Source organism: Bacillus sp. TE8-1, assembly GCF_008368855.1.
GTDB classification, from domain to species: Bacteria; Bacillota; Bacilli; order Bacillales; family Bacillaceae_G; genus Bacillus_A; species Bacillus_A cereus.
In genome coordinates this window covers 207,115-224,091 of sequence record NZ_QPET01000003.1, presented here as the reverse complement: position 1 = coordinate 224,091, position 16,977 = coordinate 207,115, and the positions used below count along the sequence as shown (strand labels likewise).

The following is a 16,977-nucleotide window of genomic DNA, read 5'->3' as shown; positions in this document are numbered from 1 at the left end:
CCTATTTCTTCACCATCAATTTTCCTTCATAATCATTCATCGTCTTTATTTCAACGCCTTTATAGTAATGAGCGACGATATCTGTATATTTCTTTCCTTCTGCTGCCATGCCGTTCGCCCCGTATTGACTCATACCAACGCCGTGACCGAAGCCTTTCGTCGTAACGATGATTTTATCCCCTTGTTGTTTCCATGTGAAATCAGAAGAACGTAAATCTAACTTTTCACGAACTTCTTTTCCTGTTAATGTTTTTCCTTGAAAAGCTACATCCTTTACGCGCTTTCCTTCCGTAAGGTCTTTAATATTGCCAACCTTTCCGTCTGCTAGCACTTTCACACCGAGACGTTTTTGAAAATCAGCTACTGTAAATGTTTGCTCGCTCGTAAACTTTGGAGAGGCTTGATCCCACGGACTATCTACACTTTTCAAGTACGGATAATCATTTCCCCAATAGTCAGCTGCATTTTCTGTTCGGCCATTACTCGTTGAAAAGAAGGATGCTGAAATTGGTTTTCCATCATACGTTAAAACTTGTCCTGCTGTTTTCGAAACGGCTTCTTCGATTTTCTTCAAATTATTTTCGTAGTTATTACCCCATTGCTTCTTCAATTCATCTTTGCTTTTGTACACTTGATCTTTCACCGTATCTGTCACGTCCGCATTATTTTTCTTTCCTCCGCTTAGCATCCGTTGTACTACAAATGTTCTCGCTGCTAATGCCTGCGCCTTTAGTGCCTCTATTTCAAAACTGGCATTCATCTCAGAAGCTACTACACCTGTCACATACTCCTCCACTGGTAATGTTTCTACCTTCTTCTGTTTTTCGCGATATACAGCAACTTGAACAGCTGTATCTACTTTTCCTGGAGCTGGTATGCTTTCTATCGCTGGAGGAGTTTTAGAGGCCGTTTCTTCCCCTACTTTTGCTTTCGCAAATGGAATAACAAGGGCTGCAGGTACAATGATAACGAGCGCTATTAAGAGCGCTACTGTAATAAAAAGTGGCTTTGAAAATTTCATCCTATTTTCCCCCAATATAAAAGCTTTACTCCATTCATTCTTATGGAACAACTCTTTCTTTTAGAACATACTTAAGGGGAAGAGTATAAAACAGAAATTTTCTAAATATTTTTACTGGTACGTGCATAAGTATAGAATTTATTGACTATAACAGTAATAACCCAAAAAAATAGCCCCTATGTCAAAAGACATAGAGACTATTTCAATTAAGCGTGAAGATCAGAAACTTCTTGTTCTTTCACTTCTTCTACTTTTTCGTTTACACGTTCAATAGTTGCACCTAATGCAGCTAATTTCTTATGGAAGTTTACATAGCCACGGTCAAGATGTTTTAACTCAGTTACACGAGTATAACCTTCTGATACTAAACCAGCTAAGATTAATGCAGCTGCAGCACGTAAGTCAGTTGCTGCTACTTCAGCACCTTGTAAGCTGTTTGGACCGTTCATAATAACAGAACGACCTTCAATTTTAATATCAGCATTCATACGACGGAATTCTTCAACGTGCATAAAGCGGTTTTCGAATACCGTTTCTGTAATCATGCTTGTTCCATCAGCTTGTAGTAATAATGCCATCATTTGTGATTGCATGTCTGTTGGGAAACCTGGGTGAGGCATAGTTTTAATATCAACCGCTTTTAACTTATCTGGGCCGATAACACGTACACCTTCGTTTTCCTCAATAATTTTAACACCCATTTCTTCCATTTTCGCTGTAATTGAGCGTAAATGTTCAGGTACAGCATTTTCAATTAAGATGTCTCCACCAGTAATTGCTGCTGCAACCATGAATGTTCCCGCTTCAATACGGTCAGGAATAATAGAGTGGTTTGCACCATATAATTTATCAACGCCTTCGATACGAATCGTTCCAGTTCCAGCTCCGCGTACTTTCGCTCCCATCGCATTTAAGAAGTTAGCTAAGTCAACGATTTCTGGTTCTTTCGCTGCGTTTTCAAGAATTGTTGTCCCTTTTGCTAATGTAGCTGCAGACATAATGTTTTCTGTCGCGCCTACGCTTGGGAAGTCTAAGTAGATTTTAGCTCCTTTTAGTTCTCCCTCAACATATGCCTCAACAAAACCGTTACCAACCTGTACTTTTGCTCCCATTGCTTCGAAGCCTTTTAAATGTTGGTCAATTGGACGTGAACCAATTGCACATCCACCAGGAAGTGCAATACGAGCACGACCGTTACGTGCTAATAATGGTCCCATTACTTGAACAGATGCACGCATTTTACGTACATATTCAAATGGTGCTTCAATGTTTAGTTCTTTAGAAGAATCGATTGTTACTTGATTATTTTCAAATACGACTTCAGCATTTAAATGACGTAATACCTCATTAATTGTGTATACATCAGACAAAACTGGTACTTCAGATAGTACATTCTTTCCATCACTCGCTAATAGGGCTGCAGCGATTATAGGTAATACAGCATTTTTTGCGCCCTCAACACGCACTGTGCCGTTTAACCGCTTTCCGCCACGGACGATGATCTTTTCCAAATTATTCCCCTCCGTGTCCTTTTTTCAGTATCTATTCACTCAATACTCAGAAGTTATGATCGGTGTGCCAACCACAATTGTATCTTTGTTGTCTGTAGAACGTATTGCTATTTGCACATTTATTTTCTCTCTATTTGTTGAAAGAGCGTCATCCCACTTTTTATTGTATGCGGAGACTGACACAAATGCTCTTTCTTCTACTTGTTCGATCGCTCTTGCTGAAAGATCTTTCAAAACCTGATTGGTTTTATTTTGCAAAACACCTTCAATCTTATCATTCAGTACACCTTGAACACAAGTGTAAATTATAGGTTTTTCACTAAAAATTTTATTCATGTTTTGAACATACTTCGGGTCCCATTTCGCCCCACTTACTTCAAAGATAATGAAAGTGTTTTCTTTAGTATTTTCTTTACTCCAAGTTACTACTACTCGTTCTTCATAAGAAGAAAGCTTTTTATAGGATGTAGCTTTATATCCATCTGGAGATTGCTCTACTTCCCACTTTTGAATATTTGCCTTTTCCTTCACATCGTTTAACAACTTTTGAAACGTATGTATGTTAGAAATTGTTTTTGTTTCTCTCGCTAACCATGACCATTTTTCTACTTTAGCATCATTTTTCTCTAAAGCCTTGATTATGCTCTCCATTTTCTGTTCATCGCTTATCGGTTTCATCTCTCTATATCCAACCAAAAATAAAACAACACTAAGTGCAACAATAAGAATGGCTTTAAACTTCAATTTCATCCCCTCCTATCCCCATTGTTAACGGAGATTTGAGGTTCTATACACTTACTTTACTAAATACGTTAAACTCTTCGAATAGCCTAAATAATCAAGGAAAAAGTTACTTACAGATGTCCCAATTGCAATTGTAATTAAGATGAGTAATACTCGCGTCTGCAGCACTTTTCCGGACTTCATTAAACGCTCAATGTGAATGCCTTGTAAGGCCCACCACGTAATGGTAATAAACAATAAATGCGAAACAATGGCAATCAGTGCTTGTTGCCCTAAAAGTTGTGCCAAAAAATCGACCCCTTTTTACTCAGCTACTACTTATGAAAGAATATAAAAACGATACCATAATAAGTAGGAGCTACACTTTTTCAAATGCACATAGACATCTTACATTTTACATCGTGATTTTCTTTCCAAAAACGTATATCTACATTACAAGTTAACACAAAATAAAAAGCGCAGAGTACTGACTCCACACCTTTTATTTTCACTATTGTACCACGTTCCCTAAGAAGAAGAAATCTTTCATTAATGGAAAATATTCATAAAAGAAATTGTACCCAATCATCGGCATAATCCCTAGTATTACAATCGAAATTGCACAAAGACTCATAACAACCTTTATATTTAACGGTAACCGTATTCTCTCTTCTGTCTCTCCGGTGCGGAAAAACATTTGTTGTAAAATACGGAAATAATATACGAATGAAACAACTGTCGTACCCATCATAATCGAAGCTAGTACGTAATGTGCTGGCTCTACATGAAGTGCGCCTAAAAAGATATTAATCTTTCCAATGAAGCCAGCCGTTCCTGGTATCCCAGCCAACGATAAAATAAAAATTGTCATCATTATCGCTGTAAATGGCGACCTTTTATATAAACCTGTGAAAATTGTTATATTTTCCTCATTATTTTGTAAGATTAAGCCGTGGATGATAGCAAATGCCCCTATATTCATAAGCATGTATGCCAGCATATAAAACCACATGCTATCCATCGTAAATGGTGATAATGCCACAAGTGGAACGAGTAAATATCCTGCATGAGCAATGCCCGAATAAGCAAATAAACGCTTTATATTGTATTGTTTTAATGCGACTACATTCCCAACAATCATCGTAATACTTGCTAGCACCGCAATATATATACTCATATGCCCATATAAAGATTGCATATCTCCTTGTATTAATACACTTGCAAAGATCATAAGGAACAAACGAATAATGAGTAGGAACCCGGCAATTTTAGAAATCGTTCCAAGAAAAGCAGTAACTGGTGTAGCCGCTCCTTCATACACATCAGGTGCCCACATATGAAACGGCACTGTGGCAATTTTAAATGAGAGACCAACTAGCAATAAAAGAAATGCGAGAGCTAACAATAACTGAATACCACTAGCGAGTTCCCCAGTGAGTACCTTTTGCATATCTACAATGTTAGTTGAACCTGTAATACCGTATAAATAACTCATTCCGAAGAGCGTAATCGCCGTTCCAATTCCTCCGCTAATGACGTATTTCATTGCCGCTTCATTTGATGCACGGCTCTTTTTTCGTATTCCTACTAAGATATAGGAAGAAAGTGAAAGTAACTCCAAACCAACGAAAAGGGTAATAAAATCAACACTAGAAGCCATGAACATCGCGCCAAGAAGTGCCATTAAAAATAAGTAATAATATTCACCTTTATCTTCAATTGGATTCTTCTTATCATCGCTCATTGCGGTGCATAAAATGAGAGCTGAGGCACCTAATAGCAACGTTTTAAACCCTTTTGAAAATCCATCTAACACAAACGATCCATTTAAAATATCTCCTGCCGGTTCGCTATATAGAGTAATTAATGACACGATTGCTAATACGATGGCAGCAATCGCACCAAGAGCTACATATCTATGGTTCAGCTTAAAAAACAAATCACATATGGAAAGAAGGATGGCGGCGCCGAGAATAATAAATTCTGGCACCATTAGATGCCACGATAAGCTAAGTAACGTATTCATATCCATCCTACTTCACCCCCAATGTTTTCAATGTATTTTGAAGCGGATCTCCTAGTATCTCTGGCATAACTCCAATTGCAATAATACAAAAGATAAGTAGTAAAACAGGGACATACTCCCATCCGTGTATATCAGATTTTGCTTCCCACTCTTTCTTTCCAAATGTTACTTGAAGTGTCGCCCTTAATACATATACAGCGGTTAAAATGATGCCAATCACACCGACTGCAGCAATGACGGGCTCTCCTTGAAATAAACCGAGAAAGGCAAGAAATTCACTAACAAACCCAGACATCCCTGGTAACCCGAGCGATGCCATTCCTCCTGCTAAGAAGAAGCCGCTAAGTACTGGGACACTTTTTGCGAGTCCACCAAGCGCTGTAATGTCTGATGTTCCGAAACGTTGTTCTATAACACCGAGTAAGAAAAACAGCAAGGCTGCAATTAAACCGTGCGATACAACCTGGAATAACGCTCCTTGTGTACCAGGTGCATTAAGTGACGCAAGTCCCATTAACACAATTCCCATATGCGAAATACTAGAGTAAGCCAGTACTTTCCTAAAGTCTGTTTGGATGAGCGCTAAAAAGGCACCGTATAATAAATTAATTACGCCTAATATCGCAATTAGTGTTGCAACATCGTGAAAATATTCCGGGAATAGCCCTTTCCCGAAGCGAATAATACCGTACGCTCCAATCTTCAGCAAAACACCCGCATGAAGCATAACTACAGCTGGATGCGCTTCTATGTGTACATTGACCATCCAGCGGTGCAACGGAAAAACAGGTAGTTTAATTGCAAAAGCAATCATTATGGCAATAAATACACTAAGCTGCAAACTACTTGGGATGACGAGTGCTCCCTCTGCGTTTACGCTTCTTAATATCTCTTTCAGCTCCACAATATTTGTTGTACCTGTTTTCGCGAACAAAATTGAGAAAACAATGAGCAAAATAGCTGAGCCAATACCGTTATATATTAAATAACTATACGCAGCCTTTTCACTCGACAATTTTCCCCACTTTCCAATTAATAAGAACATTGGTGGCAACGTAATTTCAAAGAAGATAAAAAACAACATTAAGTTTTGAGCAGCAAAGACGCCGAGCATTCCTATTTCTAGCATGAGTAACAGCATATAAAATGCTTTTAAATTTCTTTTAATAGAAAAGGCTGCAATTGCTGCAAGCGTTGCTAGAAGAGCCGTCAGTACCATCATGACAAGCGACAAACCATCAATACCGAGCTCGTAATAAATAGAAAACCACCTTTTATCTACCGCTGTAAAATCGCCGAACTTAATCCATTTCATCTTTTCATCGAATAGTGACAAATTCTTTCCAGAAGCATATGTACAAGCGAGGACGATAGCGATTCCAAATGGAAGCGCCGTCCCAAATAAGCCAAGCGCTCGCACTGCACGCAATTCCTTTTTCGGTGTTAATACAAGCAATAAAATTCCTAAAAGCGGGGAAAAAATGAAGAACGTTAACAACAAATCATTCATCGTAAATCCCCTCCCGTATAGAGCAAAATAATGACGAGTACAGCGAGCGAAACCGCCGTTACAGTACCGTACACTTGTACATTCCCGTTTTGAAGTTTCGATCCAAGGTTACTTGTGCCTTTCACTACACTTGCAATTAAAACTGCAATTCCTTCGACTACATACACTTCAAATAAGCGAAGCACATGAGCGATTCCTTTCGTAATAGGGATCACCGTCATGTTGTATAGTTCATCCACATAATATTTTTCTTTCAAAAGATTATAAAGCGATGTTTCCGTACCCCCAGCCCAATTCCTAGAAATTGATTTCTTCCTATATATGAAATATGCAAGAGCGATTCCCGCAAATGAAACGAGTGTCGCAACAATCATAATCCAAACTGGTCCATGCGTTTCTTCAACCTTAAACCCTACATCTTTCGTCAACCAATCTCCGAGAAACGTCCCAAACCATGGTGTATTTATATATCCTGCCACTACTGCGAGAACGCCGAGAACAATCATTGGATACGTCATAACGCGAGGCGATTCATGCACTTCTTCCTTCGTCTTCGTTTCTCCAGTAAAGACAAGAAAGTAAAGGCGGAACATATAAAACGCTGTTAAAAACGCCGCAATTACCGCTAAAGTAAATAAAACGTAATTGCCATTCATCCACGTCGCCGCTAAAATTTCATCTTTGCTGAAAAAACCGGAAAGCAGCGGAACACCGCTAATGGCAAGGGTACCTATTAAAAATAGCGTACCAGTTACTTTCATCTTCTTCTGTAAACCGCCCATTTTATTAATGTTTTGCGTATGCACAGCATGAATTACACTTCCTGCCGCCAAAAATAGTAGTGCTTTAAAAAAAGCATGTGTCGTTAAATGGAATATACCAGCTACATAACCGGCAGAACCTAACGCGAGCATCATATACCCGAGCTGGCTAACTGTAGAATAAGCAAGCACCCTCTTTATATCTGTTTGCACAAGACCGATAGAGGCCGCAAAGATTGCAGTGAAAGCTCCAACGATTGCCACTGTCTGCATCGCCACTGTACTTGCTGAAAATAGAGGGAACATCGTCGCTACTAAATATACGCCAGCTGCGACCATCGTCGCCGCGTGAATAAGTGCCGAAACGGGTGTTGGCCCCTCCATTGCATCTGGCAACCACGTATGAAGCGGGAACTGACCTGATTTCCCCATCGCCCCGATAAAAATTAATATCGCTGTTATTGTAATCATGTAAGGAGGTAGATCCCCTGTATAAATCGCCCTAAATATTGCGTCATATTCAAAACTACCTGCGTACCAAAAAATTAAAATCATCCCGATAAATAAACCAACATCCCCAATACGGGTCATAATAAAAGCCTTTTTTGCAGCAGCCTTCGCTTCTTCTTTAAAGAAATAAAAACCGATAAGTAAAAATGAGCCAAGGCCGACTAATTCCCAAAATATATAAAGCTGTAATAAATTCGTTGATATAACAAGCCCTAACATCGCAAATGTAAAGAGTCCTAAATATGCGTAAAAGGTCGGTAATCGTTCATCACCTTTCATATAACCTTTCGAATACACATGTACAAGTAGACTCACAAGCGTCACGATAAATAACATTAAAGCTCCTAATGCAGTCACTTCAAAGCCGAATGATATATCCACATCTCCAGCTCTAAGCCACACCCACTTATGCTTCACGCTTGCTTCTGAAAACCTTTCTATTAACACAAGTACCGCAAGTATAAAGGAGAGAAAGACGAAAAAAATACTAAGTACGCTGCTTCCTTCTCTAATTTTCTTCCCGAATATAATAAGTAACAAAAACGAAACGAGTGGGAAAAGCGGTATGAGCCATGCATAATCGATCATTGTTTCCTTCCCCCTTTTTCGGTCACAATGCTATCCTTTAAGCGTATCCATTTCATCCACCTGAACTGTTGTACGATTACGATATAAAGCAATTAAAATAGCGAGTCCTACCGCCGCTTCCGCTGCCGCTACAGCCATCGTAAACAGTGAGAAAATTTGACCTGTTAAATTCGGAAATAAGCCTAATTTACTAAACGCCACTAAGTTTAAATTGGCAGCATTCAGCATTAATTCGATACAAACTAATACGATTACTGTATTCCGCTTTGTTAAAGCTCCAAATAGACCGATGCAAAACAAAATAATTGCAAGTGTTAAATATGCAGAAGCTGGAACGCTACTCATTGGAATCCTCCTCTTTCTCGTCCTTTTTCGCAAGTATAATTGCGCCAACGAGTGCTACAAGTAAAATAACTGAAGTTAGTTCAAATGGAATAATATATTTTGAATAGAGAAGCGTACCGATTTGAAGTGTGTTGTTTTCATGGAGAGGTAAACTTCCTTGTGTGCTTTCATTTGCAAAATCAACATTATTAACAGCGAAATACATAACCGCTCCAAATGCTACAACTGCAAAGAAGATAATCCATTTTCGAAGAGTAAGACGCGATTCATTTTCCGCGTTATGTTTCGTTAACATAATGCCGAAAATCATAATAATTGTGATTGCACCAGAGTAAAGTAAAATTTGTGCAACGCCTATAAACTCGGCTGACAAAAGAAAATACAAACCTGCAATGCTGAGAAATGTCAGAACGAGAGCTAGCATCATGTGCATAACTTTCGTTAAGTTCAACATAAGAACACCGCCGATAATTGCAGACAAGGATAGTATAAAGAATGCTACAAACTCGCCATTCATGCCTTATTCTCCTTCCTGACGTTTTCGTCGTTTTCGTCAAGCCACTGCAAATTTTTAAATAAGTCATCACGTGAATATTCCGCGAGTTCAAAGTTATTTGTCATGACAATTGCCTCTGTCGGACAAACTTCTGTACATAAATCACAAAGAATACAAATTTCAAAATTAATATCATACGTGTCGATAATTTTTCCTTTTTTCGTAGGATCCGGATGTTTCTTTCCTGTTAACTGAATACAGTCTGTCGGACAAATGTTAGAGCACTGATTACAAACAATACATTTCTCCGGATAAAATTTTTGAATCCCCCGAAAACGGTCTGGCAACGGCAACGGTTGATTTGGATAATCATACGTTACCTTCTTCTTGCTCAAATTACTTAATGTATATTTTAACCCTTTAAATAGTCCTTTCATCTCTTACTGGCACCCCCCTCATAGATTAGAAGAATAACTCCTTAATCAATGCCGTTAAGAAAATATTTGCAAGTGCAATCGGCAATAATACTTTCCATCCAAACTCCATTAACTGGTCACCTCTTATACGCGGGAACGTAACGCGGAACCAAATTAATAGAAAGACTACACTGCTAAATTTCAAAGCAAACCATACGGCACCTGGGATAAATCCAAGAAACATGACTGGATTCCATCCGCCTAAAAAGAGCACTGTAATTAACGATGCCATCCCGAAGAAATATACGTACTCTGAAAGCATGAAAAACGCCCAGCGAAAACCTGAGTATTCCGTATGATATCCAGAAACAAGTTCTGACTCCGCTTCCGGCAAATCGAATGGCGTCCTATTTAACTCTGCAACTGCTGCGATTAAGAAAACGACGAAGCCAATTGGCTGTACGAAAATGTACCAGACCTTCTCCTGCGCCGCTACAATCTCATTTAAATTCAGACTACCAGCTAGCAAAACGATACCAATTACACTCATTACGAGCGGAATCTCATAAGAAATCATTTGCGCCGCCGCACGCATCCCTCCTAAAAGGGAATATTTATTATTCGATGCCCATCCCCCAGTTACAACACCTATCGTCGTAATACCGGAAACAGCAATATAATAAAGTAGCCCGACTCCAATATCTGCAAATTGAAATTTATCAGTGAACGGGATAACCGCAAGCACCATAAATGCTGGTGCAAATGCAATGACAGGCGCTAATATAAACAGCGGTTTATCTGCTGCTTTCGGAATACTATCTTCTTTCAATAATAGTTTTAAAACATCAGCTACCGTTTGCAGTAAACCGAATCGGCCTCCAACCTGGTTTGGTCCAATCCGCCCTTGCATAAATCCCATCACTTTCCGTTCTGCCAAGATTCCATATGTAACGAAGCCAAGGACTGCAAATAGTAGAAGTACCGCTAATCCGAAAAAAATGAAGAAATTCGTCCAGCTTGAAGGTGATTGTAAGAGCGTCTCAATCATTAGCCATCAACCTCCCCAAGTACAATATCAACTCCACCTAAAATCGTAATTAAATTAGCGATGTTTTCACCTTTCAATAACTTCGGTAAAATTTGCAAGTTATAAAAAGATGGCCTACGAAACTTCAAACGGTACGGCTCTTTCTTTCCGTCACTTGCGATATAACAACCAATCTCTCCTCGCGGCGATTCGATACGTACAAATGCTTCTCCCTTAGGTGCCTTAATAATTTTCGGTACTTTTGCCAGCACAGCTCCATCTTTCGGGAACTGCTGAACCGCTTGCTCAACAATCTTTAAAGACTCCTCGATTTCTTGCATTCGGCAAACGTAGCGATCCCAAGCATCTCCCACGCTTCCAACAGGAATATCAAAATCAAAACGATCATAAATCGAATACGGCTCATCTTTGCGAAGATCCCAGTTTACTCCAGTGCACCGCAGATTTGCTCCGCTTAAAGAATACGAGATCGCTTCTTCCGCGCTATATATACCAACGCCTTTCACACGATTTAAGAAAATCTCATTACCGCTAACAAGATCATGATAACCTGCTAATTGCTCCCTCATATACGGAACAAACTCTTCCACCTTTTCAATCCAACCATCTGGCGCATCCCACTTCACACCGCCAACTCTCATATAGTTAAAAGTAAGCCGTGCCCCGCATAATTCATTTAATAAATTTATAATCATCTCTCGTTCACGAAACGCGTACAAAAACGGGCTGACCGCTCCTATATCAAGAAGATTCGTCCCCCACCAAACGAGATGGCTCGCAATTCTTCCTAGCTCCATCGCAAGTACTCGCAAGTATTCGGCACGCTCTGGAATTTCAAGCCCCATCATCGTCTCTACAGCATGGCAAATGACGTAATTATTCGTCATGGCTGATAAATAGTCCATTCGATCTGTATAAGGGATAATTTGCGTATACTGTAAGCTCTCAGCGATCTTTTCCGTCCCGCGATGCAAATATCCAATAACAGGTGTAGCTTCTTTAATAATTTCCCCGTCAATCTTAATTACGAGCCTGAACACACCATGTGTACTCGGATGCTGAGGTCCTACATTCAAAAGCATCTCTTCCGTGCGGATCATAGCTACACCTCCACATCATACGGTTCATAGTCTTTTCTAAGCGGATATCCTACCCAATCATCTGGCATTAAAATACGCGTTAAATTCGGATGCCCTTTAAATACAATGCCGAGCAAATCGTATGCTTCTCGCTCCGGCCAGTCAGCTCCTTTCCAAAGCGCTGTCACAGATTCGACTTGCGGCGCTTCCCGGTCTAGCTTTACCTTCACCGCTACCGATTGTTTCTTGCCATATGAAAACAAATGAACATACACTTCCATATGTGTCACAAAATCCGTCGCATGTAGCTCTGACATATAATCAAAAGCAAGTCCCTCATGGCATCGCAGTGACTCCATCACTTCATAATACTTTTCGGGATCCACCACAAGAGTTGGCACATCCTTTGACAGTTTATTAATGTAGGAATCTACTAATGCACCCTCTCCTAACTTCTCCCTAATAGCCTCAACATACTGATTTAAATACGGCTGATTTACGGACGGTTCTTCCTGCTTCGGCTCATCCTCTTTCTTACCTTCAGCTCCCTTTGTCTTCGCTCTTGCAGCCGCTGCTGCTTTCGCTTTTGCCGCTGCAATTGCCTTTGCCTTTTCATCTCCCGAATCCCCATCACCTTGCGAGGCTTTCTGCTTCGCCAATGCTGCCGCTTTTGCCTTGGCGGCCACCACCGCCTTCGCCTTGGCTTTCGCTTTTTCTTCTTCCGTTACTTCTTCTGTCCCTTCTCTTTTCTGCTTCGCTAACGCTGCCGCTTTTGCCTTTGCAGCTGCTGCTGCCTTCGCCTTGGCTTTCGCTTTTTCTTCTTCCGTTACTTCTTCGGTTCCTTCTCTTTTCTGTTTGGCTAACGCCGCCGCTTTTGCCTTTGCAGCAGCTGCTGCACGTCGCTTTGCTTCTTCTATAGTAATATCATCATTTTTTGGTAGCGCTTTCTCTTTTTCTCGATCTTCCTCCTCAAGTTCACTTATTTCCGCCTCGTGTTTCGCTACAAGGCGTTTTCTCGCTTCTTCTTTCGCACGCCTAGCTGCTTCTTTTTTCAGATCCTCTAAATCTTTATTTGGATTACTCATTTATTCGTCACCTGCTTTCCGGTCTTTGCCTCGTAACGAATTTTCTCTTTTAATTTATTAATTCCATAGATTAAAGCAGCTGGATTTGGGGGACAACCAGGAATATACACATCAACTGGTACGATTTGGTCTACACCTTTCACAACAGCATATGAATTTACATACGGACCACCTGCTGTCGCACAAGATCCCATCGCAATAACCCATTTCGGTTCGGGCATTTGATCATATAAACGCCGAACAATAGGAGCCATCTTCTTCGTTACTGTTCCCGATACAATCATGACGTCCGATTGCCTTGGTGAAGTTCGAAAAAATGACCCAAATCGATCTAAATCGTAATGTGATGAGCCTACCCCCATCATTTCAATTGCACAGCATGCCAGTCCGAATGTCATCGGCCATAAAGAGTTGCTCCTCGCCCATCCTTTCAACTGTTCCAATGTAGAAAAAAAGATATTTCGTTCTAATTCTGCTCGCTCATTTGGATGTAATTCCTCAAAATTTATAACCATTGTAACACCTTCTTTTTCCAAGCATACGCTAATCCAACTAGCAACATTACAACAAAGATGAGCATTTCAATTAATGCAAATAAACCTAGCTTGTCATACGCAACAGCCCAAGGATATAAAAATAAAGTTTCTACATCAAAGATCACAAACAATAAAGCGAAAATATAATAACGAGCATGAAACCGAATATTTGCATCATGAAAAGGCTCAATTCCACTCTCATACGTCGTCGCCTTTGCTGCACTTGGTTTATTTGGGCGCAGCATCCTTCCTAATGTAAGAGCCACTACCGGCAGCAATATACCTAATAGCAAGAAAATCAAAACGATCATATAACTATTTTCATATACACTTGCCATTGTGAAACCCTCCCCCCTAAATTAAGAACAAGTTCACATAGTAAACAATATGTCCTAGTTGCAGTAATTATTATTTTTAAATTTTTCTAAATAATGCAACTATTCTAATCATTATAGCAAACTTCAAATTCCTATGTCGATATGTTGGGAGACAGAAACAAGAATTATTAAAATCTATCTTTACAACTTGCTATAATTGTGCAAAATAAATATAAAACTTATATATGCTTTTCAAGAAACCGTAGGTGATATAAATGAAAAAACAAACACATGTAAGTATTCTTATAAGCATTGTATTGCTGTCTATAACGCTTCACTATGTAGCAATGCCTTTTGTATATGAATACTCATTTCCTTTTCAGCTATTAATTGGAACGAGCACCCTATTAATTGATATTATCGCTTGTAGTTATATACTTTATTTTTCAAACATGAAAGAAGGGCTATCTCGTTTATTTTGGATCATATTATCTGTTGGAGCTCTCTCTTATTTTATCGGTGATATAGTCATTGCCTATCAGCGTTTAATTGTAAAGGACTTCTATACGTTCGTTGATCCATCTGACTTTTTTTACTTACTTTTTTTAGTTAGCTTTACGTTTGCCTTTCTATACGAAATCATTTATAACCGAGATTTATTAGAAAAACTTTTTATGCTATGTGATATTTGTATTATCGTTACAGCCCAATTTACTTTAAGTTACTACTTACTTATTGAACGAACTATTCATATCTTTACAACATCCTATATCGACATATTTGTTCAACTTACCTATCCAATGGCTGATTTACTCTTTCTCTTAATAGGAATCAACCTTTTATTCAAACCACTATCCTTATTACCTAAAAAGGTCGGTGCACTTCTTGGCAGTGCTTTAATTTTATATGCTACTACAGATGCGATTTATGCTTATATAAAATACTTCATACCAGAGTATTCTATGTTTACAGTTACTCCTTTCTATCAAGTAACCTTAGTACTAGTAGCAATCGCCTGTATTCTCCATACAAAAAAGCCTGAAAAACAAGAACAAGTACTACTAACACCTAAAATTGGCGAATCAATCCGATTATCATTACCGTATATTTCGGTAGTAATGCTTATTGTTTTTATATTAGTTGAATACGTTTTTGCGCCTATTATAGTAATCGGACTTATAATAACTTTTTCTTTCGTTCTCATACGTCATAGTTTAGTTCGAAAACAAAATAAAATATTATTGATCGCTCAAATGCAATTCAACTCAGAACTCGAGAAACAAATTAAACTACGTACAGAAGATTTAGTAGAACAGAAAAATGAACTCTATCATAATCAACAAATGTTTAAATCTTTATACGAGCATCATCCAGATCCAATTTTCACATTAGATTTGTACGGTAATTTTCTCAAAGTAAATAACGCTGGTACTACTTTACTCGGTTATCAAACGAATGAATTATTAAACCAGCCTTACTATTCACTCATATACGAAGAAGATTTAGAAGAAATGATTAACGCCTTTCATCGCGTGAAAAAGGGATATTCTATTTCTTTAGAAATACGGGCTTACCATAAAAACAGAGATATTTACTACTTGCACGTTACCGCCGTACCGATCTTTTTAAAGGAGAAAATTTCTGGGGTTTATTTAATGATTAAAGATATTACGGAAAGCAAACAACAACAAGAACAAATCAACTTCCTAGCATACCATGATACTTTAACAGAGCTTGCAAATCGTCGTGCATTTCATCAACATTTAGAACAGGCAATTGCGCGAGCAAAAATATCGAAAAAGCCTTTTGCTGTTATGTTTCTCGACCTAGACCGTTTTAAAGTTATTAATGATACCCTCGGTCATCGAGTAGGAGACCTATTGCTCATTGCAGTAGCAAAAAGGCTCGAAAGAATAGCAACATCAAATATGAAACTCGCGCGGCTAGCTGGGGATGAGTTCACAATCCTTATCGAGAATTACAAAAAAAAGCCAGATGTCCAAAAAATAGCTGATAGGATTGTAGCGGCCATGAATGAGCCATTTGAAATCGAAAATCAACATTTACAAATCTCACCGAGCATCGGAATTGCAATATATCCTGAAGCAGGTGAAGATGCGCTATCCATTTTGCAGCATGCTGATATGGCCATGTACGAAGCAAAGAATAAAGGAAAAAACGGTAGCTCTCTTTACACGAAAGAACTATATAAAAAAATGGAACGAAAAGCTCGAATTGAAAAAGATTTGCCAATCGCTTTAGTAAACAAAGAATTTTATCTCGTTTATCAACCACAAATTGATACGACAACAAATAAAATTATCGGTGCTGAAGCTTTAATACGTTGGAAACACCCACTATTAGGTGACATTTCACCATGTGAGTTTATTCCAATTGTAGAAGAGACGCCACAAGTAGTCCCACTTGGACATTGGGTATTACAAGAAGCTTGTCTCCAATTAAAAATATGGCATACCTTTGGCTACCAAAATTTAAAAATAAGTGTTAATTTATCCGCAAAAGAATTCCGGCAAGATCAATTAATCGAAAACATTTCACAAATATTAAACGACGTGCAAGTCGATCCAAAATATGTAACACTTGAGTTAACAGAAAGAATTGCAATGATTGACGAGAAAGAAACGTTATTGAGACTGAAGCAATTAAAAGAGTACGGTATCCAAACTTCCATTGATGACTTCGGTACTGGGTACTCTTCTCTTGCTTATTTATCAATTTTTCCAATCGACACATTAAAAGTACCGAGAGAATTTACACAATTAGCTGATCATCGTCCTGAAGAACGAGCCATCGTTTCTACAATTCTTTCCCTCGCGAATACTTTAAATCTTTCAGTCGTTGCCGAAGGAATTGAAACCGAAAAACAACTTAAGTTTCTGCAAAAACATAACTGTAAATATATGCAAGGTTACTATTTCAGTAAACCACTTACTAGTAATCAATTTATAAAGTTTCTACAAAAAACCCCCAGTATGAACAAATAA

16 protein-coding genes are annotated in these 16,977 nt (G+C 38.7%); 1 reads left to right on the top strand and 15 read right to left on the bottom strand.

Features of this window, described 5'->3' with window-relative positions:
- Nucleotide 1: 1 nt before the first annotated feature.
- The 15 genes from spoIID to nuoA form a co-directional block, all read right to left on the bottom strand.
- The gene (gene spoIID, locus DN404_RS03365) at nucleotides 2-1,021 is read right to left on the bottom strand and encodes a stage II sporulation protein D (RefSeq protein ID WP_000672663.1); all 1,020 of its coding nucleotides are present in this window, start codon (nucleotides 1,019-1,021) and stop codon (nucleotides 2-4) included.
- Between the two features lie 206 nt (nucleotides 1,022-1,227).
- Complete coding sequence (murA, locus tag DN404_RS03360) at nucleotides 1,228-2,532, bottom strand: UDP-N-acetylglucosamine 1-carboxyvinyltransferase (protein WP_000411274.1); 1,305 nt, start codon at nucleotides 2,530-2,532, stop codon at nucleotides 1,228-1,230.
- 39 nt (nucleotides 2,533-2,571) lie between these two features.
- On the bottom strand, nucleotides 2,572-3,276 hold the full coding sequence (locus DN404_RS03355) for a YwmB family TATA-box binding protein (RefSeq protein ID WP_179951852.1): 705 nt from the start codon (nucleotides 3,274-3,276) through the stop codon (nucleotides 2,572-2,574).
- Nucleotides 3,277-3,327: 51 nt separating this feature from the next.
- Nucleotides 3,328-3,564: a DUF1146 family protein gene (locus DN404_RS03350; protein WP_000057889.1), complete on the bottom strand. Its 237-nt coding sequence runs from the start codon at nucleotides 3,562-3,564 to the stop codon at nucleotides 3,328-3,330.
- 202 nt (nucleotides 3,565-3,766) lie between these two features.
- Entirely contained in the window at nucleotides 3,767-5,281 is a 1,515-nt protein-coding gene (gene nuoN, locus DN404_RS03345) for an NADH-quinone oxidoreductase subunit NuoN (RefSeq protein WP_002180561.1), read from the bottom strand.
- Nucleotides 5,282-5,288: 7 nt separating this feature from the next.
- Nucleotides 5,289-6,791, bottom strand: coding sequence for an NADH-quinone oxidoreductase subunit M (locus tag DN404_RS03340; RefSeq protein WP_149214720.1), 1,503 nt, complete (start codon nucleotides 6,789-6,791; stop codon nucleotides 5,289-5,291).
- Nucleotides 6,788-8,650, bottom strand: coding sequence for an NADH-quinone oxidoreductase subunit L (gene nuoL, locus DN404_RS03335; RefSeq protein WP_000568229.1), 1,863 nt, complete (start codon nucleotides 8,648-8,650; stop codon nucleotides 6,788-6,790). The genes DN404_RS03340 and nuoL overlap by 4 nt, the downstream gene beginning before the upstream one ends.
- A gap of 30 nt (nucleotides 8,651-8,680) precedes the next feature.
- The gene (gene nuoK, locus DN404_RS03330; protein WP_000100079.1) at nucleotides 8,681-8,995 is read right to left on the bottom strand and encodes an NADH-quinone oxidoreductase subunit NuoK; all 315 of its coding nucleotides are present in this window, start codon (nucleotides 8,993-8,995) and stop codon (nucleotides 8,681-8,683) included.
- On the bottom strand, nucleotides 8,988-9,512 hold the full coding sequence (locus tag DN404_RS03325; RefSeq protein ID WP_001012812.1) for an NADH-quinone oxidoreductase subunit J: 525 nt from the start codon (nucleotides 9,510-9,512) through the stop codon (nucleotides 8,988-8,990). The genes nuoK and DN404_RS03325 overlap by 8 nt, the downstream gene beginning before the upstream one ends.
- A complete protein-coding gene (nuoI, locus tag DN404_RS03320; RefSeq protein ID WP_000677191.1) occupies nucleotides 9,509-9,928 on the bottom strand; it encodes an NADH-quinone oxidoreductase subunit NuoI in 420 nt (139 codons plus the stop codon). Before nuoI ends, DN404_RS03325 begins: the two co-directional genes overlap by 4 nt.
- Nucleotides 9,929-9,953: 25 nt before the next feature.
- A complete protein-coding gene (gene nuoH, locus DN404_RS03315; RefSeq protein ID WP_000573426.1) occupies nucleotides 9,954-10,955 on the bottom strand; it encodes an NADH-quinone oxidoreductase subunit NuoH in 1,002 nt (333 codons plus the stop codon).
- On the bottom strand, nucleotides 10,955-12,055 hold the full coding sequence (gene nuoD / locus DN404_RS03310; protein WP_000621434.1) for an NADH-quinone oxidoreductase subunit NuoD: 1,101 nt from the start codon (nucleotides 12,053-12,055) through the stop codon (nucleotides 10,955-10,957). Before nuoD ends, nuoH begins: the two co-directional genes overlap by 1 nt.
- A gap of 2 nt (nucleotides 12,056-12,057) precedes the next feature.
- The gene (locus DN404_RS03305; protein WP_149214719.1) at nucleotides 12,058-13,119 is read right to left on the bottom strand and encodes an NADH-quinone oxidoreductase subunit C; all 1,062 of its coding nucleotides are present in this window, start codon (nucleotides 13,117-13,119) and stop codon (nucleotides 12,058-12,060) included.
- A complete protein-coding gene (gene nuoB / locus DN404_RS03300) occupies nucleotides 13,116-13,634 on the bottom strand; it encodes an NADH-quinone oxidoreductase subunit NuoB (RefSeq protein WP_000236331.1) in 519 nt (172 codons plus the stop codon). Before nuoB ends, DN404_RS03305 begins: the two co-directional genes overlap by 4 nt.
- Entirely contained in the window at nucleotides 13,625-13,993 is a 369-nt protein-coding gene (gene nuoA, locus DN404_RS03295; RefSeq protein ID WP_000179273.1) for an NADH-quinone oxidoreductase subunit NuoA, read from the bottom strand. Before nuoA ends, nuoB begins: the two co-directional genes overlap by 10 nt.
- 254 nt (nucleotides 13,994-14,247) lie before the next feature.
- Here nuoA and DN404_RS03290 point away from each other — a divergent pair, with 254 nt between their 5' ends.
- Complete coding sequence (locus DN404_RS03290; RefSeq protein WP_149214718.1) at nucleotides 14,248-16,977, top strand: EAL domain-containing protein; 2,730 nt, start codon at nucleotides 14,248-14,250, stop codon at nucleotides 16,975-16,977.